The organism is Chitinophaga agrisoli, assembly GCF_008386695.1.
Lineage (GTDB): Bacteria > Bacteroidota > Bacteroidia > Chitinophagales > Chitinophagaceae > Chitinophaga > Chitinophaga agrisoli.
Genome location: NZ_VUOC01000002.1, coordinates 1,929,541 through 1,950,924 on the forward strand (window position 1 = coordinate 1,929,541; position 21,384 = coordinate 1,950,924).

The following is a 21,384-nucleotide window of genomic DNA, read 5'->3' on the forward strand; positions in this document are numbered from 1 at the left end:
TTCATCGTCACAATTCTAACACCATGGAAATATTTGAAGCCGCACGCAGTAACAATATAGCCGCCCTCAAAGAGCAGCTGCATCCCTTAAACGTTAATTCCCGCGATGCCCGTGGCTCCACGCCGCTGATCATTGCAGCCTATTACAACAATGCAGAAGCTGTAAAAGCTTTACTGGACGCCGGCGCTGATCCGGAGCTGCAGGATAGTATGGGTAACACTGCTTTAATGGGCGTTTGTTTTAAAGGCTACCCGGAAACGGCTAAAGTACTGCTGGAAAATAGGGCCTCTGTTCATACCGCCAATGGTAACGCGGCTACCGCGCTCACTTTTGCGGCCAATTTTGGCAGGAATGAGCTGATCACTATGCTGCTGGCATACGGCGCCAACCCTTTACAAAAAGACAATTTTGGTAAAAACCCTATTGACTATGCACTGGTGCAGGAAAATGCAGCTGGTTATGAAATGCTGGTAGCGGCTGCCCGCAACGGAATGCCCAGCGTCCATTAATAACATAAAAAGACCACCAGCACATTGTTACTCCTGATGGTCTTTTTACAGTTTCCCCCTTAATATAGCTATCAAAAAGCACCCCGGCTTATAGTGAAATAATACACCCATATTATGTACAATACCTGTTCAGGTATCCTGAACCAAAGGTATGCAAGCCCGGGCCCTGTATACGTAGCCTTTTCCAGGTTCAGATGCTGGCTGGCTGCATAGATATTAGCCGGTAATATCAGCACAAAAAACACGATCAGTATCCAGCCGGCATAAGGTCGCAGCGCAGGCGCCAGCAGCGCTAATCCCAGCAGTATTTCTGCCACACCGGTTATATGCACCCAGGCAGCTTTATATGGTATAAACGGCGGTATCATCATTACCATACCTTTGGTGAACAGGAAATGCCCCAGGGCGGTAAAGCACAGCATCAGGCACATGGCCATGTTACCGGCAAATACCACATTCCAGCTATGCATGGTAAGCCGGGAGATCAGTGAAGAAATGGCAAAAACCGCTACTAATACAATTAAAACTTTCATTATTGCGTTGCTTTGATGCTGGTACAAAATTCAACAATGAAAGGCGCCCGTAAAATGATGTATGTTAGTTTTTGGGCGGTTGCCTGCGGATCCGGCTCAGGCTTTCCGGCGCTATACCCAGGTAGGATGAGAGGTGTTTTACGGAGATGGTCTGTACCAGGGCGGGATTCTTTTTCATCAGATCGCCATACCGCTCTTCTGCCGTACGCGAAAGCAGGTCCATTTCCTTACGCAACCTTTTAATGTACTGGTATTCGGCCATCAGGCGGCCTATCTTTTCGCCGTTGTGGTAACGGGCATAGAACTCATTGAGGAATTTCACCGGAATGCATACTGCTTCCGTATCCTCCAGCAGTTCAATAAAAATATCGCTGGGCTCCCGGGTGATAAGGGAATAATAGGCGGTCACAAAATCGCCCTCAAACTGGAAGTCAACAGTAAACTCCTTACCGTCTTTAATAAAATAATTGCGGGTAGCGCCCCTGTTCAGGAAGTAGATATAGTGTTCTACCTGGCCCTCGCGGATCAGGTACTCGCCTTTTGTATACTGTTTAATGGAAAGTATCTTTGAAAACTCCTCCCATTCTGCCGGCGGCAGGGGTAAAAAGCGGTTCAAAGCCTGTTGGAGCTGCTGGAATTCCATTCCTAAAGATAGGGCCCTTTATCATAAAAAGTGCCCCCAAACTGTGTGCACAATCTGGGGGCATTTAATTCACCAGTCAACTATTTCCCCTGTGTCAGTTGTTTGATCAGGGCTGTTTCTTCGGGTTTATATGGTGTTCCGTCCTTATGGAATATATCATGGAACCAGGTAGCGGGCTCCCTGCCGTCTTTCATGGGCGTATCCCAGGCGTATTTGGTATTGGTCTTCCCATCTACCAGGCCCCAGTTAATAGCCACGATCTTATGTTCCTTTAACATAGGCAGTATAGTGCTAAAAGTACTGTTGCGCGTGCGGGCCATGTACTCCGTACAGAACAAAGGCTTGCCGGTTTTCAGCAGGAAAGAATCCAGCCAGCGCTGGTGCTCCTTTACATCGTGATAGTTATGATAGCTGATCACATCAGAGTTCTCCAGCTGGAACTTGTTCAGGTCTGTGAGGTCCAGTCTCCATACACCGGCGGATAAGGGTTGTGAAGGGTTCACTTCCCTACCCCAGGTGAACACGTTTTTCAGCAAAGGCAGGCTCTTATTGCCGTAATTGGAGTTACCCGGCTCATTGTACAGGTCCCACAGTACAATACGGTCATCATCCTTAAAACGGGTCAATACATCCTTCACATACTTTTCCAGCATCTCCACCGCGCCGGGGTTCATGTCCGTGAGCTTACCGGGGTCCTGCACCCAGCCGGAATTATGGATCCCTGTTTTAGGCGCAGGCTGTTCCCCCGCCTTATAAGTATCATTCCAGCAATCATCAAAAAATACAAACACCGTCTTGATATGATGGCTGTTGGCAATGGACAGGTATTTATCCATACGGTCCTTAAACCCTTCCGGGTCTGTTTCCCAGGCCAGGTGGTGCAGGTATACGCGCATTACGCTCATACCTATACCGGCTGCATAACCCAGCTCCCGGTTAATAGTCGCCGTGTCAAAACTGGCGGCCTGCCACATTTCCAGCTGGTTAATGGCCGTGCTGGGAATAAAATCTGAGCCGGCCATCCAGGGTAATTTCGCATACCATTCATTGGCCTTTTCTGCGGGCCATACATCACGCACCGCAGTCGTTTTTGCAGTGTCTGTGCCAGTGGTGTCAGTCGTCGTGTTCGTGTGGTTACTGTTACAGGCAAACAGCGCCATAGCGCCGCCCACCAACAATAAAGACAAGGGTTTGATCATTCGTTATGCTGTTTTGTGTCATAAAATCAATTATTCTCCGGAAGGCGCCTGTTGCGGTACGCCAATATTCACAGGCCTGCCAAAATCAGGCGTACCATCCGCTTTCCAGGCAAAGCGCTGCATCCGCACATTGCGTTTGTTGCCGCAACCCTGCCCCGGCAGGGAATTGGCGTGATAGATGATCCAGTCTTCCTTTTGATCCAGCGATTTAAAGAAGCCGTTATGCCCCGGTCCAAAAGCGCCGGCGCTTTCATTTTTGGTAAATACCGGCGTAGCGGATTTCTGCCAGTCTGCGGCATTCATAGGATTACCACCCTCTTTCAGGCTTAGCAGGCCCAGTGCATAATCATCCGTCCAGCAACCGCTGGCGGAATAGGTGAGGAACAAACGGCCGGCCGGGTTCTGTAAGGCTTCCGGGCCCTCATTCACCGTAGGCAGCTGCGCATTATGTCCCATCTTCTCCCAATCATAAGTAGGCGTGGAAAGCATCACCCGGTTCCCGCTAATGGTCCACGCGTTGCTCATCTTCGCTATATATATGTTCTGGCTTATATTGGTATCCCCTTCCCAGCCAGACCATATCATGTATAACTGACCCTTGTATTCAAACACAGAGCCGTCAATCGCCCATTTATCAGTGGGATCAGCTATTTTGCCTTTAAAGGTCCATTCGCCCTGCGTAGGGTCCGCGCTGGCGTTTTCTATCACATACATACGATGGTGATCGTTATTGCCATCATCCGCCGCAAAATATACATACCATTTGCCCTGCACATAATGGATCTCCGGCGCCCACAGTTCACGGGAGTAAGCGCCACTGGCAGGCGGCGTCCAGATAGTGGTCATGGGCGCGTCTTTTAGGCCGGTCATTTTAGCCGTACTTACTAACCCTATGCGGTTGCCCAGCGTATTAGTGTAATAATACCGGCCATCTTTAAACACCACCCAGGGATCAGGGCCGCTGGCAAGTAACGGATTGGTAAAAGTGGTAGCGTTGCTGCCAGGGCCATTGTTATCCCCATTGGTTACCTGGCTCCTGGAGCATGCCACCGTAATAAACAGCACCAGTATATACGAAAATGGATGACTCAACAACATGCTTCTAGTGTTTTTATAGGATTCATAATTATTTCCAACCGGGATTTTGTACAAGATTCGGATTTACATCCACATCCTGCTGCGGAATAGGCAACAGCTCATGTTTGCCTGTCTGAAAATTAGCGAAGCCAGGATCGCGGCCTGCCAGTTGCGGGCCCAGATCGCCCCAGCGCGCCAGGTCTTCCCAACGGTGGCCTTCGCCTGCCAGTTCTGTAATACGCTCATGTTTTAACTGGGCTAAGAATGCCGCCTGACTTAAACCTGGTTTTACCACAGACAGCTTCTGCAGCCCCGCGCGTTCCCTAACCCTATCCACAAAAGGATAAGCCGCCGCTGTTTGGCCGGTAGCATTCAATGCCTCCGCATACAATAAAAGTACATCTGCAAAACGGATATAACGATAATTATTACCGGAGTGGAAGGACTCCACATCATCCCTGAAATCATTCAGCATCTTGCGTAAATACACATCATGCGTATTAGGCACGGCAGACGGATCACTGGAGTATCCCAGCGAGGAAAATGTTTTACCATATACCAGCGAAAAATCTGGCCCCCGCTCATCGGTGGAATCATACAGGAAAGAAGCCGCCAATCGTGGGTCACGCGCATTGGTAGCTGTTCTTTCTGTCATATACTCATTCACCACCCACCGGCGCGCCTGCCCATCTGTAAAGCCAATAGGTCGCGGTGCAAAGAAAGGTGGCAGGGAACTGCCATAGTTCAGGTTATCAGTATTATTGGGATCCGTATCATCATCATGGTTATCCGTAGGGTTTACGGCAAACTGGAACTCAAATACAGACTCCGCATTGTTCTCTGATGTGATCACGAAATTATCCCGGTAGTTGGTCATCAGGGTATAGATGCCATTGCCTTCGCCGGTAAAGAACCATTGCAGGGCAGTAGCCGCCTCCTGGTATTTACGCTCCTGCATAAAAGCCTTGCCCAGTAATGCATGCGCGGCGCCGCGGGTAGCCCGGCCTTTATCCCTGTCACTATAGGTGATGGGCAGTGCAGGCGCGGCTTCTGTCAGGTCTTTTTCTACCTGTGCCCATACTGCTGCCTGTGGAGACGTAGCAGGATGATCATCCGGCTGCGGCGTCTTTAACTGCAGCGGCACATTGCCCCAATATTGCGCCAGGTAAAAATAGAACAGGGCACGCATAAACTTGGCCTCACCCAGGTATTGCTGTTTAAGCTTTTCATCCATCTGGATGGCCGGCACATTATCCAGGATCTGGTTGGCGCGGTTAATACCAATAAAACAATCCTGCCACAGGGAACGGGTCTCAAAAAGGTTATAATCCGTAATGATAAACTTATCAAAATTGTTGACCAGCGTAGGATTAGGGCTGGTACTATAACCTTCGTCAGACCGGATGATCGTTATAAAGAACTGGTTGCGGCAAAGCCCCACGCGGTGATAGGTGCTGTACAGCGTATTTACGCCCGCCAGGGCATCCTGCTCCGTTTTCCAGAAATTGGTAATAGTGGGCGTATTAGGATTCTGTATATCCAGCTTACCGGAGCAGCCTGCTGCCAGTAGCAGCACAGCGGTGATATAGAACGGGAATATCTTTTTCATAACTTGTTTTTGCTGTTGGATTAAAATTCACATTGTACGCCAAAAGAGATCAGCCGGCCAGCTGGCCAGTTGCCATTATCAAAACCCCTGCGTTGCGGGCCAGACCCCGGTATATTGGGATCCCTGGCGCCGGCTACATCCGGGTCAAGTCCTTTATAACCCGTAAAGGTGAGCAGGTTCTGGCCGCTTACAAATACCCGTGCATTGGCAAAACCAGCTTTTTTAAGCATAGACTCCGGCAGCGCATAGCCCAGTTCCACATTACGTATGCGTACATAAGAAGCATTCTCCAGCCAGCGGGAGCTGTTGGCGTTGTTGTTAAAGCTGATACCCGCGTCATCTGTTTCAATACCCAGGCGGGGATCATCCGTATTAGTGTTGGTAGGCGTCCATGGGTTGATGTCTTTACGGAAATTAGTGGTCTGATAACCATCCAGTACCCGGCGTATATCATTATACACTTTATACCCAAACACACCTACCACCTGCAGGTTCAGGGAGAATTGTTTGTAAGAGGCATTAAACTGCATGCCACCCTGGAAAGTAGGCCAGGGCGAGCCAACAAACACGCGGTCGTCATTCGTGATCTGCCCGTCGCCATTATTATCCAGGTATTTTATATCACCGGGTTTGGCCTGCGGTTGTATCACCTGCCCACTTTTGTTCTTATAATTATTGATCTCATCCTGGCTCTGGAAAAGGCCTTCCGCTTTTAACATATACCAGGAGCTCATAGGCCGGCCTATCTGCGAGCGTATAAAAGTAACGCCGGGCGCATCTATATAATCCACGCCCACGCCCTGGTTACCTACGCCAACTACCCTGTTCTGGATAGTCGTACCGTTAACGCCTATATCCCATTTAAAAGGGCCCTGGTTATGCCGGTAGGTAACGCTGAACTCAATACCCCGGTTCCGGATAGAGGCGGCATTGGAGATGATCTTGGAGTCCGCAGTGCCCAGGTAATATCCCAGCGGCACATCTACCAGCACATCTTTTGACAGGTTATTATACCCCTCCAATGTTACAAGGATCCTGTCATTGAACAAGGCGGCGTCTATGCCTATATTGGTCTCGTCCCTTTTTTCCCAGCGCAGGTCCGGGTTGGCCAGTATGGCCTGGTAAGCGCCGCCAACCGGGGTTTGGTCTACCCCATATATTGCGCGGGGGCTCCTGTTAACAATGCCTATGGTAGGCCAGGAACCGCCCAGGTCCTGCAGTACATTGCTGATACCCAGCTGTCCGTAAGAAGCCCGCAGCTTCAGATCAGAGATCCAATCCACATGAAAAAAGGGCTCTTTGCTTAACCGCCAGGAAGCCGCTGCCGCATAGAAATTGCCGGTCCGGTGGTCCGGGCCAAAGCGGGAATCCTGGTCTATCCTGCCGGATAAGGTCAGGAGGTATTTATCATTATAGGAGTAGTTCAAACGGCCCAGGAAACCCTGTATACGGTAAAACAGGCTGCTGCCGCTGCCCGCGGAGGAAATCCCCAGTGCGGAAGAGATGGTTGAATAGGTTTGTCCGCCTATATTCTGTAAACCGGTGCGGCTACCATTGGTATAGTCTCTTTTAAACTGCTGATAGGAATACCCTACCACGCCATTGATATTATGCTGACTAAACGTTTTGTTGAAATTAAGCGTATGCTCCAGCAGGTAATTGGTGTAGGTAGATCTTTCTTCCGTTACAAACGTGGCCGCCGGTTGGTTGGCATAACGCCAGATACCAGTGTCCCTTACTTCTTTCCGGTAGTCGAAACTGGCTTCCAAACCGGCATTGGCACGATAGCTCAGCCAGTCTGCTATCTTAAAATCAACATACGCATTGCCCACTACCTTTGAATAGTTGTAATTGCCTTTATCCAACGCAGCTACTGCCAGGTAGTTATTGGCATAAGTAGGTATCTCCGTAGTACCTATGCCCCATCCACCGGGATTATTGGGAATGGATTTGTATTCATCCCGCTGTACGCCGATGATTGGCAACATCTGCGGCGCTTCATAAAAAGCATTGATATTACCCATTGGATTATTGCCGCTGGAGTAGCTCAGCACCATGTTCTCCCCTACTGTAAGCCGGCCTTTTTTGGCTTCTGTATTGATACGCAGCGCGCCCCTCTCAAATTCATTTGCTACCAGCACACCCTTATTTTTAAAATAACTGCCGGAGATCAGGTAGCTGCCGCTGGTACCGCCGCCGGAGATCCCAACATTATAATCCTGCGAATTACCCGTACGGTAGATAGCATCCTGCCAGTCTGTATTAATGGTATTATTAGCCAGCTGCGCCGCAATGCCCGGCGGTAAGGTTTGGCCGGAATTCGCATATTGTGTTTTAGCTGTTTGCAGATACTGACCGGCATCCATTACATCCCAGCGCTTAGGCAGCTGCTGTATGCCATATTTCGCGGATACGCTGATCCTTGCCGGACCGGATTTCCCTCTTTTGGTCGTAAGGATGATCACGCCATTAGCCGCCCGGGAGCCATAGATAGCCGCCGCGGAGGCATCTTTTAATACCTGTATGGATTCGATATCATTGGTATTGATAGTAGCATTAGCGTCTGCTATCATCCCATCTATCACATATAGCGGGTCGCTGTTGGTAAAACTGGCCACACCCCTGATCTCTATAACAGGGTTCTGACCCGGTGCGCCGCCATTACGCACCGTTAAACCAGGCACCAGCCCTTGTAGGGACTCGCCTACAGAAGTAGCCGTTACACTGGCAGTATTCTTGGTATTCACCGCAGAGATAGCGCCCGTAAGGTCCCGCTTACGTACCGTCTGGTAGCCAATCACTACCACTTCGTTCATACCAATATCACTGCGTTGCAGCGTGATAGTATACGTAGCCGCGCCAGTAACAGCTGTCTGGCCATTGGTATAACCTATATAAGATACGGCCAGCGTATCCCCCGGCGAGGCTTGTATGGTAAATTTACCATCCCCTCCGGTAGAGGTAGAGCGTTGCGTGCCCTTCACGACTACCGTAGCGCCGGGCAGCATCTCCCCATCAGATGACCGCACAGTGCCCGTAACCGCGGATTGTGCAAACACATTCGCATGAAAACATAAGAGAATAAAAAAACTAAGGAATAGGGAAGGATGATCCTTCCATGTGTAAAAGAATTTCATAACGGTGGACGTTTGGTGGTAAAATAACATGAAATGAAGCAGACGGGCTTTTCAATACATCTCAAAAAGTGTTCAATTTTTCTCAATATCGCTCTCTGCAGTTTTTGTACCTTTAATGCAGAGTACAAATATTCCGGGATGCGCTTTCCTGCTTACGTTTTACTGCTTATAATCTGTTTTACGGTGCCCGCTTTGCCCGCGGAGGCCCAGCCCTATTACTTTAAAACATACCAGGTAGAAAATGGTTTATCCAATAACGCCGTATTAAGCAGCCTGCTGGATAAAAAGGGGTTTCTGTGGATAGGCACGCGTGACGGGCTGAACCGCTTTGATGGCTACTCCTTTAAAGTATTCCTGCCGGATAAAAGCGCCCCTAAAAGCCTTGGCAACAACTACATCCATACCTTATACGAATATAACGGCATGATCTGGGCGGGTACGGAAAAAGGGCTATTCCGCATGAACCCCGCTACGGAACAGTTCGATCATTTTGCCGCCGGTGGCGAGGCCGCTGTACGCGATATAAAGGCGGATGGTAAGGGTAATATCTGGTTTGTAGCGGACTTTACCTTGGTGAAATACACAGTACGCAATGGCGCCGTACAACGTTTTGAGCCGGACAAATATTTCGGGGCCAGCTCTGTTTGCATTGGAACAGATAGCCTGTTATGGATAGCCACCCTCAACGGCAGCATTAAAAAATATGACGCGGCGCACAATAGCTTCAGCAGCTATGACCTGTTTGATCACTCCCCGCCTGCCATTTCAAACGTCATTAATAAGATCTACGATAGCGGACAGGGGTTCCTGCTGGTAGGCACCGCCAAACAAGGCATCAAACAATTTGACCTGCGTACCCACACCTATAAAGACATTATCCGCACTAACCCGGATGGTACCCCCATCTTTGTGCGCGATATCATCAGCAAGGATAAAGATACCTACTGGATAGCCACAGAGTCCGGTATCTATATTTATAACAGCCGCCGGCAAACGGTCCATCATCTCCAGAAACAATACAATAATCCCTGGGCATTATCAGATAACGCCGTATATACCCTGTGCCGCGACGCCGAAGGCGGTATCTGGGCCGGCACCTATTTTGGCGGATTAAACTATTGCCCGGAACGTTATACTTTCTTTGAAAAATTCTTTCCTATCGCCAATGAGAACTCCCTAACGGGCAACGCTGTACGGGAAATACGCTCAGACCAGGCAGGCAACCTGTGGATAGGCACAGAAGATGAAGGCCTCAATAAACTGGATGCCGTCACCCATCAGTTCAGCAGCTTTAAACCCTCCGGCAAAACAACAGATATCGCCAACACTAACCTGCATGGCCTGCTCCTCACCGGTGATACTTTATGGATTGGCACTTTTGAAAGCGGGCTCGATCTGTTTAATATCCGCACCAATAAAGTGATGCGGCATTACCAGGCAGATGGCAGGCCCGGCTCCTTTGCCAGCAATTTTATCTACAGCATTTCGCGCACGCCCGATGGTAACATATTACTGGTCACCGCCGCCGGCGTATACCGTGTACTGCCAGACCGTAGCGGTTTTGTCCCTTTGCCCGGCCTGCCCCAGTATGTATTTTACACCAGCGTACTGCAGGATAGTAAAGGTCTTATATGGGCCGGTACCTCCCGCGATGGCCTGTATTGTATAGATCCGCAACACGGCGTACAGCTATTATTAAAGAATAACCGTATTAACCAGGTAGTAGAAGATAGCCGCGGCGATGTCTGGATCACTACAGAAAACGGCCTGTACCAATACAAACGGCTTACGCGTACCTGGCGCACTTACACGACAAAACAAGGCTTTCCCAGTAACCTTATGTATTGCGTACTGGAAGATGAGCAACACCAGCAGCTATGGATCAGCACCTCTAAAGGCCTGGTACGCTTTGCCCCGCAAACGGGGCAGCTGCGCATCTTCACCAAAGCCAACGGCCTGCTCAGCGATCAGTTTAACTACAGTTCCGCCTACGAAGACAATGCCGGCAATATGTACTTTGGCAGCGTAAAGGGTTTGATCCGTTTTAACCCGGCCTCATTTGTAGAGAACCTGCACGAGCCGCCGGTATACTTTACCGGCTTCCAGGTATCCAACCGGGAGCTGGAGATAGGCGGTAAAGATGGCATCCTGCACCAGTCCATCATCTTTACAGATACCATCCGCCTGCCCTATGACCAGTCTTCCTTCAGCATCAACTTTGCGGCGCTTAGCTACAGCGCGCCGGAGATGACGCAGTACGCCTATAAGATGGAAGGCCTGCGCGAAGAATGGACCTACCTGAGCGCCAACCGCAAAGTATATTTCACGGAACTGTTGCCCGGCAAATACACCTTCCGCCTCAAAGCGGCCAATAACAGTGGCCAATGGAGCGGACAGGAACGCCTGTTATTCATAGAAGTGCTGCCGCCGTTCTGGGCCAGCCCCCTGGCATTTGTAGCCTATGTACTTACCATTATATTGATAATATGGCTGTTAATGCGCAGCTATAACCGCCGTGCGCGGGAACGGCACCAGCGCCGCATAGAGCTCCTGGAGCATGAAAAGGAGAAAGAGATCTACCGCTCCAAGATAGAGTTCTTTACCAATGTAGCGCACGAGATCCGCAACCCGCTCACGCTGATCAAAGGCCCGCTGGAAAAAGCCCTTAAAAAAGCGGCCACCTCTCCGGATATTGTTACCTATCTGCGGATGATGGAACGTAATACCAACCGCCTGGTAGAACTAAGCCAGCAACTGCTGGACTTCCGCCAGACAGAAAAAGAAGGCTTCCGCCTGAGCTTTGTGCGCACCAACGTTTCCTACCTGTTAAAGGGCTTGTATGAGACCTTTCAGCCCATTGCGGAAGAACAGCATTTCCGTTATATGCTGCAATTGCCGGAGCAAGACCTGTTTGCTTATCTGGATGTGGAAACCTTCCGTAAAATAGCCGGTAACCTGATCGATAATGCTTTAAAATACGGCGTAGGGGAAGTACGTATCCAACTGGCCATGGAAACGCCGGACCGTAAATGGTTTATGTTGATAGTCACCAGCGATGGCCCGCTGATACCCGATAACTGGAAAGAAAAGATCTTTGAGCCCTTTGTGCGGCTAAAGCCCACAGCGGGCAAACCAGGCAGCGGCATTGGACTGGCGCTGGCCAGATCATTGGCTATCCTGCACCATGGCGCCCTATACCTGGAAACAAATGAGCGGAATACCTTTATATTGCGCCTCCCTGTGCACCAGGATGTTGAATTTGAATTTAAAAAGACGCGATATGAATCCAACCCTTCTATTGGTGGATGATAATGAAGAGATCCTGATCTTCCTCAAAGAAGACCTGGGAGAGCTCTATTCTATCTTTACTGCCGGCAGCGGCGCGGAAGCCCTGGAAATATTGAACCAGGAAGCCGTACAGCTGGTGGTATCTGATGTAATGATGCCCGATATGGATGGCTTTGCGTTATGCAGTTATATCAAGAACAATATAGAATACAGCCATATACCCGTTATCCTGCTAACCGCCAAAAACACCCTGCAAGCCAAAATAGAAGGCCTGGAGATAGGTGCGGACGCCTATGTGGAAAAACCCTTCTCACCAGAGTTCCTGCAGGCGCAGATTGCCAGCCTGCTTAGCAACCGCAATAAGGTCAAAGCTTATTTTGCCAGCTCCCCACTGGTACATATGAAAAGCATGGCCTACACAAAAGCGGATGAACAGTTCCTCAGTTCCCTGCAGCAGGTGATACACGAACACCTGGATGATAAGCTGCTGGATGTGGAGTTCCTCGCAAAACAAATGAATATGAGCCGGCCCACCTTATACCGCAAGATCAGCGTACTGTCTGATATGAGCCCCCATGAGCTGATCAGCATCACACGCCTGAAACGGGCCGCAGAGCTGCTGTTATCCGGTCAGTACCGCGTAAATGAAGTAGCAGACCTCCTGGGCTTTAGCTCGCTGGCCAATTTTGGCCGTGCCTTCAGCAAACAGTTCAACCTATCCCCTGTTGAATACATGAAACAGAATGGCGGGGAATAAATAACCCTTTCCCATACGAATTACCATTTTTTACGTATCTTAATCGTCGATCTATACCATCATCACCAAACACATCTCCGGAATAATTACTACCAAAAGCATCATAAGCAGCTTTATCAACCTGGCTTTACGAAAACGCTATATCTGTAACATTAAAATCATCTTACCATGAGCATTTTAGGTCTTATTCACACCATCATCGCCATTATTGCCCTGGTATTTGCGGCAAATGGTCTGATCAAAACCGGGTTTGTATCCCCATTTTCCGCTACCGGCAAGTGGTACAGCATTATGACAGTGCTGGCTTGTCTTACCTCATTCGGACTTTCCAAGGCAGGCGGCTTTAACCCCGGACACGCTATTGGGATCCTGATCCTTGTACTCCTGGCCATTGCGTATTTAATTGGAAAGAACGCCAGCCGTAAACGCATCCTGTTATACGTACAGGTATTTGCCATGACGGCCACCGTATTCCTTTCGCTGATACCCGCCGTGAATGAAACACTCTCCCGGGTGCCGGCAGGCGCGCCCCTGGCTACCGGACCGGATGATCCCCTTGTGCAGAATGTAGTAAAGGTATTACTGGTGCTGTTCATCATTGGCGTGACCGCCCAGATCCTCAAGCTGCGTAAAACGTCCCTGGCGGCGCAACAGGCAGCTTAATTTTGCCACATTAACAAACTGCTGCCCAACCAGTACCAACAAAAGCAGCTGACTTGTTGCGGGCGCTTTCACTTTCGGACAGCTTGCTATCTACTAATTCCTTTTGTGCTTTATTCCACTATATCTGTTAAGGACGCCTGTGCTCTCCAGGCGTCCTTACCTTGTTTTACAGGGTTAACCTGCTATCTTACAGCATAAATAACCCGCGCCCGCTATGTGGTATACATCCTTTGAATTTTATGACCGGCAACCGGGCCTCCAACCCGGATCAATGACTACCTTGCTCTCTGCCCCTGTATCCGCCACAGAACTGGCATTACTGGAGCAGAACCTGCAGCGTATGAGCATTAACAACGTACACCCGCGCCAGTGGGTAATACCGCAGTTTACACTACCGGAAGAGCTGTTGCAGCTGCTGGCCTGTTCCAATGGGGGCGGTATCGTGAATGGCAGCCGCGAATTCGGCTTCTTTTCCCTGGAGCAGATCCGGGAGTACTACCTGCACTATCATTTTCCGCAATACACGCCCTATTTCCTGCCTATCGCCTTCAATGGCGGCGGTATCTTCTATGCCTATGATTACCGGCAACAAACGCCGCCTATCGTGGCCATATCGGCCGGCAACCTGGATGCTGCGGACAGCGCCCTGCTGGGATATTCACTACAGGAGGTGCTGGAGCAGGATACAGATATTGCGGATAGCCTCTAAAAACCAGGCTAACACTGGCAGGGCTTGCCACCGCTCCCATAAAAAGCTTGACTTTTAATCCAAAAACGTTTAGTTTCATTCTACACTAAACAACAAACAGGACATGCCACTAAAAATAACCCGCATCTGCTGCACCATTGCACTTGGACTGCTGTTTAACGCCTGCTCCGCACAAAAGCAGGCAGGCGGCTCCGGCTGGACTTCCTTATTTGACGGCAAAACATTCAATGGCTGGAAAGTAGGCGACCATGACACCACGTTTAAGATCGAGAACGGAACCATTAAGGTAAATGGCCCCGTAGCCCACTTATTCTACGTTGGCGATTTCCACCAGCACGAGTTTAAGAACTTCGAATTCAAAGCAGAAGTAATGACACGCCCCGGCTCCAACTCCGGCATCTACTTCCATACCGCCTACCAGGAAAAAGGCTGGCCGGAAAAAGGCTTCGAAGTACAGGTAAATAACTCGCATACGGACTGGAAACGGACCGGCAGCCTGTATAATGTAGTGGACGTGAAAGAAAAATATGCCAAAGACAATGAATGGTATACAGAACAGATCATTGTAAAAGGCAAAAGAGTGATCATCAAGGTAAACGACAAAATAGTAGTAGATTATACAGAACCGGAAGGCTACCAGCCACCGGCCAGCCAAAGCGGCAGGAAGTTCTCTTCCGGCACCTTTGCACTGCAGGGCCATGATCCCGGCAGCACGGTGTTTTACAGGAATATCATGGTAAAACCATTGGCAGACTAACTATATTATGCCCCGGTATAAACTGCCGGGGCAACTTTATCCATTAACTTATTACCATGCACAAGATCTTTACAGTACGGGTATTCGGCACGCAGGCGCTGGATGAAGCCGTAAACCGCTTTCTAAGCGAAAATGAGCATATCCAGGTGATCAGCTCCAACCAATCCATTATCCCCGGCGGCGGTACCGTTGAGATAATTTATTCCATCATCTATAAGGAAGGACGGCAGCCCACCAGGATCGGTTACCTGGGCAAACCCGGAGAGTAAATAATTCGAAAGGGCCGTCTCAATAATAAGAGACAGCCCTTTACCGATTGGATTGTTATCGTATCACAACTTTTCTATGTACTGGATAGTGACCCCGTTAAAACAATCATCCGCACAATTCTCCGGCGTATAACCACAGGAAGATATCATGCCGTTGTTATTGGTTTCAAAATAAGTCCTGGCGTCATCTCTTTTCAACAGGTAGTCAGTTTTTGCCTTATTGTAGATCTCATCCAATGTGATGGCGGCAGCGCCTTTCTCATGGGTATTAATACTGCTTTCGTCCTCCGTCCACTCTTCCACTACGGTAGGCGTCGTGTTCTGCCCATTAACAAATCCCTTTCCTACAAACGAACGGCCGGTTACCTGGCCATTTTTCACCGTGATAATAGTCTCCGTGCCATACCCGGTCCATGATCCAAAAACAACCATATACCGGTAGGAGTTCTGGGACGATGCCTTGAAATTCTCCCAGGCCTTATAGCTCTTGTCAAAATCGTTTTCGTAATTGATATCGCTTTTATCACAGGAAACAAACAGGGTTCCCATCAACAATAGGGTAAAAAGGTAGATGCTTAATTTCATAACGGGCTTTTGTAGTTAAACGGGCAAAAACTATATAATGTTACAGTTATGCTGAAAACCACCAGAAAAGCAGAAAGGCTCCGGACATAGCCGCTGTACGCTGCTGCCCTTGCATTTATTTTATAAAATCCCTGCTTGTGAAGACCCCGGCTCAGCTGTAAATAACCGGGTAATCAATATATCCTTTATTCCCTCCTTCATAAAAAGTAGCCTCATCTGCTGCTGCCAGGGGCGCCTTGTGATGGAAGCGCTGTACCAGGTCCGGATTAGCAATGAACGGCCTGCCAAAAGCAATAAGATCCGCCAGCCCGGCCTCCAGTGCAGTCGCTGCTGCAGCAGCGGTGAACCCGCCAGCCAGCATTAATAAGTTAGGAAAGCGTTTACGCACATACTGCAGATGATCCAGCGGTATAGGCGGATGCCCGTTGCTGGACTGGTCTGACAAATGGATATAGAGAATATCCAGTTCCCGCAACGCATCTGTAATGTATTGATGGCTGGCCAGCTCCTCTGCATAGGGCGGCAGGTCATTAAGCCCCGCAAAAGGCGACAGGCGGATGCCGGTACGCTCCTTACCAATAGCCGCCGTAACGCCTTCCATGATCTCCAGCAGGAAGCGGCTGCGCCGGGCGATGTTGCCGCCGTAACGGTCCGATCTGTGATTAGTATGAGGATGCAGGAATTGTTCCGGCAAAAACCCGTGAGCGCCATGTATTTCCACGCCGTCAAAACCCAGGTGGATAGCGTTTACCGCGGCCGCTACATGCGCTGCTACCAGGCCCTGGGCGCCTGCAGTGCTCAACGCTTCCGGTATGGGCATATGTTGATGATTACCAACGGCCGTGCGTATGGTGCCCGCAGCGCCTACCGCCGAAGGCGCCACCAGGCCGGCGCCCCCTTCGTTATTCAATGGATGTCCAATACGGCCGGTATGTACCAGCTGGATGAAGATCTTTCCGTTGCGGGCATGCACCGCCTCTACGACCGCTTTCCAGGCAGCTTGCTGTGCATCATTGTAAATACCCGGCGCATGCAGATAACCCACACCATTTGCCGTTACAGCACTGTTCTCCGCGATGATCAAACCAGCTTCCGCCCTTTGCGCATAATACAGGGGTGCGGAGGAAGCCGGAATACCTTTTACGGAGCGGCGCCTGCTCATGGGCGCCATTACCACCCGGTTGCGCAAGGTAAACGCCGGCGTGACCAGTGGCGTCAGTAACTTTTCTATCATGATCATATTATTTGCCGTCAAAATTACCGGCAGTATACCGGGTAGAACAGTGATAAAAAGAGGTTTGTGCTGTAATTTTACAGGTTATGGAAAACAAACAGCTACTCCAGCCCTTTGAGCTATATGTATCAGATATGGAATGCTGGCACGAGCGCCCGCTGGTGTATCACTTCTTCGAGATAGTGCAGATATTGGAAGGCGAAGGCACGCGGGAAGTGAACCGCAACCGCCTCCCCTATCATAAAGGGAGTATATTCCTGTTCACACCGTTGGATTGCCGGGGCTTTGACAGCAGCGCCCCTACACGCTTCTGTTCCATCCGTTTTTCAGAAGTGTTCCTGGGAAAATGCAAAAGTCCGCAGGATAAAGAACGGATCATCCAGTGGCTGAAACAGCTGGAGCATATATTCTTTCATCATAACCGCTTCCAGGAACTGCTGATCAAACAACCCCGCGACTGCCAGATGGTGGGTACGCTGATCAATAACATGATGGCAGAATATGAGCAACAGGCCGCCTATCATGAAGAAAACCTTCAACATTTCGTGACCCTTATCCTGAATATCCTGGCCCGCAATGTGACAGCGCCTCCCACTGATCTTGCGCCGGCTGCAGAGCCGCTCATCAACCGTATGCTGCTGCATATCCGCTCGCACATCAGCGAGCCGGAAAAGCTACGCGTAGATCACCTGGCGGCTCAATTTAATCTTTCTGCCAATTACGTAGGCGAATATTTCAGGAAATTTACCGGAGAAACCCTGCAGCAATATATCATGTTATATCGCATAAAGCTGGTGCAGCAAAGGCTGGTCAATAGCGCGCTTACTGTGAGCCAGATTGCGGATGAACTGGGCTTTACGGATGAAAGCCATCTGAGCCGGCAGTTCAGAAAATATGTAGGCATGGCGCCGGCGGAGTACAGGAAGCAGTCTGGGAAAACGGCATAATTACGGCCCTATAAACGCAAAGGCGTACCACTGTTGGTACGCCCTTGCCTTTTTATACACCCTTCCTTTATTGAGGATACAGGATCTGTGTGGCCAGCACATCTCCGGAAGTGAACCCTGCCCAGTTGAGCACAAAGGAGTTCATTACAGAATTGGCATCCACGGTTGGCGTACCCGGAATATGTGTGCCACTGGTTTGATTGGTGTGATGGAAACCAATGGTGTGGCCAAATTCATGGGTAATAGCAAACAATTTCTGGCTGGCAGACAAGGTATTGAAATAAGCATTGATCTCAACGCTTACACCCGGCCGGCCGTTGGAAGTAGGCAGGTATGCGCGCGCAATCCATGACTGGCCCGGCGCATTGCCCATAAATACCCTTGTATACACACCGGAAGCGCTGGTGATGATAGACATACCCAGGCGGGTGCCGTTCACCGCATTCCAGTTGTTTACAGCGCCCTGGATGGCTGTTCTCCAGGCGGTAGGTACAGAAGATTCGATGAAGATCCGTACATTATTATTGTACGTGTTACTGATAATGTAGGTGTTCCTCCGTTGTTCTGTCTGAGGGCCACCGGCTTTTTCTTTGTTCCAGGTGATCGTACGTTGTTGCAGTTCCGGCAGGGTCATGATGATATCGCTCTCAACGATCACCCTGTCTGCTTCAAATACGATCTTTTGTTTATCAAATCCAAGGCTGGTGAGGTAGTTGGTCATCTCCTGGATGCTGGCTTCAGGAGCTGCCTCGTTGGTTGATTTGTCTTTCTGCGCACAGGAAGAGAATAATGCCACCAGCAGCGCAAGGCAAATGGCATACTTGAGTTGGATTTTCTTAGGGTACATGATAGTACAGATTTAGAGTTAAACAATTCACTGAAGCTAAAGTATACCACTTGTAGTATGTCTGCAGTAGAAAAGTTTAAGCACGCCAACTTGTTGTAAACAGTTATTTATGGCCGGTTTCCAACGATTGCATTAAGTGTGCATAATACACATGATCATCCTGATCGCGCTTGCGCTAAACGATCTCCAGGTTAGAACTGATCTCAAACAATCCATGATCATTCTCACTTTTGTTACCAAAAGCATAAAATAAACGCAAGCCATTTTTAAACCGGATACAAACCACCTGTAAAAATACTTTTGCACGATCAAACTCCCACTCAATATTTAACGCCAGCAGTATTTCAATTAACCTGTCAAACGAAGTATTTTTATCTATTACTTCCTCCTGTTCACCCAGCTGAATGACTAATGTCCGGTCCAGGTTTTCTTTCATGGAGATCTTCACCACATCGCAACGCCTTGCTTTATCAAAGATCACTGTCAGGTTAGCATCTGTTTCCATTTCCACGACATAATAGTCAACATCCGGCGTACTGATAAGATAACTGCCCTCCAGTGATTTACCCAGCTGCTTTTCAACTGCCGGTTTCATAAGGCCGGCCTTTAACCCTGACCGGAAGCTGCCGCTGCTGAACAGCTCATTTAATACTATTTTTTTCATCCTGCGGGGTTTTAAAAATGTGGTGTAAGATAGCTGTTTTTAAGTGGCAGGTATGTTGCCTGCCCGGGATATTTGTTCTATATTTCCGCCCTTAAACCATGGGGAGAATGTCAACATCACACCGGTGATACAGCCCTCCTGGCCATTTAGGCACAAAGTTTGACAATTGAACGAGACTATGCCAAACCGTCAAAAAAACACCATATTATGAAGCACAACGTAAGGACGTTACTATTACTATCTGTCCTGGCCCTGTTTCTGGCAAGCTGTGTTGCAAAGCGGAAATACCTGGATTCACAGGTCGCCCTGCGCATATCTAAAGCCGACAGCGCCACACTAGCTAACAGGGTAAATAACCTGGAAGACAACGTTAACCAGCTGGAGCAAAAGATCAAAGACCTGAACGATGCCAATGCCAAGCTGGCGGAAAATGCCAATGCTACACAAAGCCGCCTGACCTCCCAGTTAAGCAATAGCAAACAGGCATATGAACAGCAACAGCAGAAACTGCAGCAACTGCAGTCATTGCTGGATCAACAGAAAGAGAAATCCGCAGAGATCAGGAAAAAGATGACAGACGCCCTCAGCGGTTTCAACTCCAATGAGCTGACCGTTACGCAGAAAAACGGGAAAGTATATGTGAGCCTGAGCGAGAACCTCCTGTTCCCCTCCGGTAGCGCAGACGTGAACGTAAAGGGTAAGGATGCGCTGAGCAAGCTGGCCGCAGTACTGATCGTAAACCCGGATATCTCCGTAAACATCGAAGGTCATACAGACTCTATTCCCATCCGTAGCAAGTTCCAGGATAACTGGGCGCTGAGCACGGCCAGGTCTACCGCTATTGTAAGGATCCTGGTAGACACCTACCATGTAGATCCCACCAAGGTAATAGCCTCCGGCCACAGCCAGTACGATCCGGTTGAAAGCAACAGCACACCGGAAGGACGGGCAAAGAACAGGAGAACGGAGATCATCCTCTCCCCCAAACTGGACGAACTGTATAAGCTGCTAGGTACCTGACGTGCAGCCATATAAAATACAAAGGNNTTGTATTTTATATGGCTGCTTACGGTGTTGTCCAACCACTTATCAACTGGGATTCATCCGGTTAAACGCTTTATCGATCTCCTCCGGGCCAGCCTTCGTCATAGCCTCGCTAAACCCAAAGCTCAACGTTGTTTTTCCTTCCGCTAATTGTTTAAACACCGCTTCAATAAAATCACTTACCGGGGGCGCCGCATCATGCAGGCCTTTACCGCCCAGGTCTGTATTCAACGCCGGCGGGATCATCTCTATTACTTCTATCCCCTTTGCCCGCAACAGATATTGCGCAGAGCGGGTAAACGAGTGAAAGAACGCCTTGGTAGCAGAATACACCGGCACCTTCGTTAACGGCACAAATGAAAGGCCAGAGGTAACGTTAATAATAGTATCTAATGAGGCCAGGTTGCTGAAAAGCGCGGTTAAATGAAGCGGTCCTTCTATGTTGATGCTGATCTCCTGTTTAGCACGCTGATAAAAGTCCGCATCTGTAACAGACATCCAGTTCTGGATACCCGCATTATTTACCAGTACATTCAGGTCGCTATGCTGACTGGCTACCCAGTTAAAAAGATCTGTGCGCTCGCCCTCTACGGACAGATCGCATGCCCGGGTGATCACAGACGGGTATTTAGCAGCCACCTCCTGTAAAGCAGCGGCCCGTCTGCCACAAATAATGACCGTATTGCCTTCCTGTATAAATCTCTCTGTAAGCGCCAACCCTATGCCACTGGCGCCGCCGGTGATCAGTATTTTATTGCCTGTTAGTTTCATCGTTGATTGTTTGTAGGATAAAGGTAAGCAACTGGAAGATTTAGATGATCTTTAATACCAATGCAACACAATTTTTTTAATCGCTAATCTGGCCAGGTTCGCTATTGAATAGATTCTAACACCAATCCTACAGCCATTCGTA

General features: G+C 49.3%; 20 protein-coding genes. 9 read left to right on the forward strand and 11 right to left on the reverse strand.

Annotated features, from left to right (window positions below; all coding sequences use genetic code 11):
• The first annotated feature begins 23 nt into the window (after positions 1 to 23).
• Complete coding sequence (locus F0L74_RS15065) at positions 24 to 509, forward strand: ankyrin repeat domain-containing protein (RefSeq protein WP_149838669.1); 486 nt, start codon at positions 24 to 26, stop codon at positions 507 to 509.
• Positions 510 to 580: 71 nt separating this feature from the next.
• Here the strand turns inward: F0L74_RS15065 and F0L74_RS15070 are convergent, their stop codons facing one another.
• The 6 genes from F0L74_RS15070 to F0L74_RS15095 all read right to left on the reverse strand — a co-directional run bounded on the left by F0L74_RS15070 (position 581) and on the right by F0L74_RS15095 (position 8,707).
• On the reverse strand, positions 581 to 1,042 hold the full coding sequence (locus tag F0L74_RS15070) for a DoxX family protein (protein WP_149838670.1): 462 nt from the start codon (positions 1,040 to 1,042) through the stop codon (positions 581 to 583).
• 64 nt (positions 1,043 to 1,106) lie between these two features.
• Positions 1,107 to 1,685, reverse strand: a complete 579-nt coding sequence (locus F0L74_RS15075; protein ID WP_149838671.1) for a Crp/Fnr family transcriptional regulator — start codon at positions 1,683 to 1,685, stop codon at positions 1,107 to 1,109.
• 80 nt (positions 1,686 to 1,765) lie between these two features.
• Positions 1,766 to 2,884 (reverse strand): cellulase family glycosylhydrolase, encoded by a 1,119-nt coding sequence (locus tag F0L74_RS15080; protein WP_246197716.1) that lies wholly within the window; start codon positions 2,882 to 2,884, stop codon positions 1,766 to 1,768.
• Between the two features lie 30 nt (positions 2,885 to 2,914).
• On the reverse strand, positions 2,915 to 3,982 hold the full coding sequence (locus F0L74_RS15085; RefSeq protein ID WP_149838672.1) for a glycoside hydrolase family 43 protein: 1,068 nt from the start codon (positions 3,980 to 3,982) through the stop codon (positions 2,915 to 2,917).
• 28 nt (positions 3,983 to 4,010) lie between these two features.
• Positions 4,011 to 5,570: a RagB/SusD family nutrient uptake outer membrane protein gene (locus F0L74_RS15090; protein ID WP_149838673.1), complete on the reverse strand. Its 1,560-nt coding sequence runs from the start codon at positions 5,568 to 5,570 to the stop codon at positions 4,011 to 4,013.
• 20 nt (positions 5,571 to 5,590) lie between these two features.
• Positions 5,591 to 8,707 carry a SusC/RagA family TonB-linked outer membrane protein gene (locus F0L74_RS15095; RefSeq protein ID WP_213086972.1) on the reverse strand — a complete coding sequence of 1,039 codons (3,117 nt, stop codon included), beginning with the start codon at positions 8,705 to 8,707 and terminating at the stop codon, positions 5,591 to 5,593.
• A gap of 183 nt (positions 8,708 to 8,890) precedes the next feature.
• Here F0L74_RS15095 and F0L74_RS15100 point away from each other — a divergent pair, with 183 nt between their 5' ends.
• The 6 genes from F0L74_RS15100 to F0L74_RS15125 all read left to right on the forward strand — a co-directional run bounded on the left by F0L74_RS15100 (position 8,891) and on the right by F0L74_RS15125 (position 15,150).
• Positions 8,891 to 12,016, forward strand: a complete 3,126-nt coding sequence (locus F0L74_RS15100) for a ligand-binding sensor domain-containing protein (RefSeq protein ID WP_188316015.1) — start codon at positions 8,891 to 8,893, stop codon at positions 12,014 to 12,016.
• A complete protein-coding gene (locus tag F0L74_RS15105; protein ID WP_213086973.1) occupies positions 11,988 to 12,752 on the forward strand; it encodes a response regulator transcription factor in 765 nt (254 codons plus the stop codon). The genes F0L74_RS15100 and F0L74_RS15105 overlap by 29 nt, the downstream gene beginning before the upstream one ends.
• A gap of 168 nt (positions 12,753 to 12,920) precedes the next feature.
• On the forward strand, positions 12,921 to 13,415 hold the full coding sequence (locus tag F0L74_RS15110; RefSeq protein WP_149838676.1) for a hypothetical protein: 495 nt from the start codon (positions 12,921 to 12,923) through the stop codon (positions 13,413 to 13,415).
• Positions 13,416 to 13,629: 214 nt separating this feature from the next.
• A complete protein-coding gene (locus tag F0L74_RS15115; protein ID WP_149838677.1) occupies positions 13,630 to 14,124 on the forward strand; it encodes an SMI1/KNR4 family protein in 495 nt (164 codons plus the stop codon).
• 103 nt (positions 14,125 to 14,227) lie between these two features.
• A complete protein-coding gene (locus F0L74_RS15120; protein ID WP_149838678.1) occupies positions 14,228 to 14,881 on the forward strand; it encodes a 3-keto-disaccharide hydrolase in 654 nt (217 codons plus the stop codon).
• Between the two features lie 56 nt (positions 14,882 to 14,937).
• Positions 14,938 to 15,150, forward strand: coding sequence for a hypothetical protein (locus F0L74_RS15125; protein ID WP_149838679.1), 213 nt, complete (start codon positions 14,938 to 14,940; stop codon positions 15,148 to 15,150).
• 63 nt (positions 15,151 to 15,213) lie between these two features.
• Here the strand turns inward: F0L74_RS15125 and F0L74_RS15130 are convergent, their stop codons facing one another.
• Entirely contained in the window at positions 15,214 to 15,735 is a 522-nt protein-coding gene (locus tag F0L74_RS15130; RefSeq protein WP_149838680.1) for a hypothetical protein, read from the reverse strand.
• 151 nt (positions 15,736 to 15,886) lie between these two features.
• Entirely contained in the window at positions 15,887 to 16,969 is a 1,083-nt protein-coding gene (locus F0L74_RS15135; RefSeq protein WP_246197717.1) for an oxidoreductase, read from the reverse strand.
• Between the two features lie 86 nt (positions 16,970 to 17,055).
• Between F0L74_RS15135 and F0L74_RS15140 the strand changes: the two genes are divergently transcribed.
• The gene (locus F0L74_RS15140) at positions 17,056 to 17,916 is read left to right on the forward strand and encodes a helix-turn-helix domain-containing protein (protein WP_149838682.1); all 861 of its coding nucleotides are present in this window, start codon (positions 17,056 to 17,058) and stop codon (positions 17,914 to 17,916) included.
• Between the two features lie 67 nt (positions 17,917 to 17,983).
• On the opposite strand, the gene F0L74_RS15145 is transcribed toward F0L74_RS15140, so the two are convergent.
• Both F0L74_RS15145 and F0L74_RS15150 read right to left on the reverse strand, forming a co-directional pair.
• On the reverse strand, positions 17,984 to 18,763 hold the full coding sequence (locus F0L74_RS15145; protein WP_149838683.1) for a M57 family metalloprotease: 780 nt from the start codon (positions 18,761 to 18,763) through the stop codon (positions 17,984 to 17,986).
• 175 nt (positions 18,764 to 18,938) lie between these two features.
• Positions 18,939 to 19,427 (reverse strand): hypothetical protein, encoded by a 489-nt coding sequence (locus tag F0L74_RS15150; RefSeq protein ID WP_149838684.1) that lies wholly within the window; start codon positions 19,425 to 19,427, stop codon positions 18,939 to 18,941.
• A 207-nt stretch (positions 19,428 to 19,634) separates the two neighbouring features.
• Here F0L74_RS15150 and F0L74_RS15155 point away from each other — a divergent pair, with 207 nt between their 5' ends.
• Positions 19,635 to 20,447, forward strand: a complete 813-nt coding sequence (locus F0L74_RS15155; protein ID WP_149838685.1) for an OmpA/MotB family protein — start codon at positions 19,635 to 19,637, stop codon at positions 20,445 to 20,447.
• A 69-nt stretch (positions 20,448 to 20,516) separates the two neighbouring features.
• Here the strand turns inward: F0L74_RS15155 and F0L74_RS15160 are convergent, their stop codons facing one another.
• Positions 20,517 to 21,242, reverse strand: coding sequence for an SDR family oxidoreductase (locus F0L74_RS15160; RefSeq protein ID WP_149838686.1), 726 nt, complete (start codon positions 21,240 to 21,242; stop codon positions 20,517 to 20,519).
• Between the last annotated feature and the right edge of the window lie 142 nt (positions 21,243 to 21,384).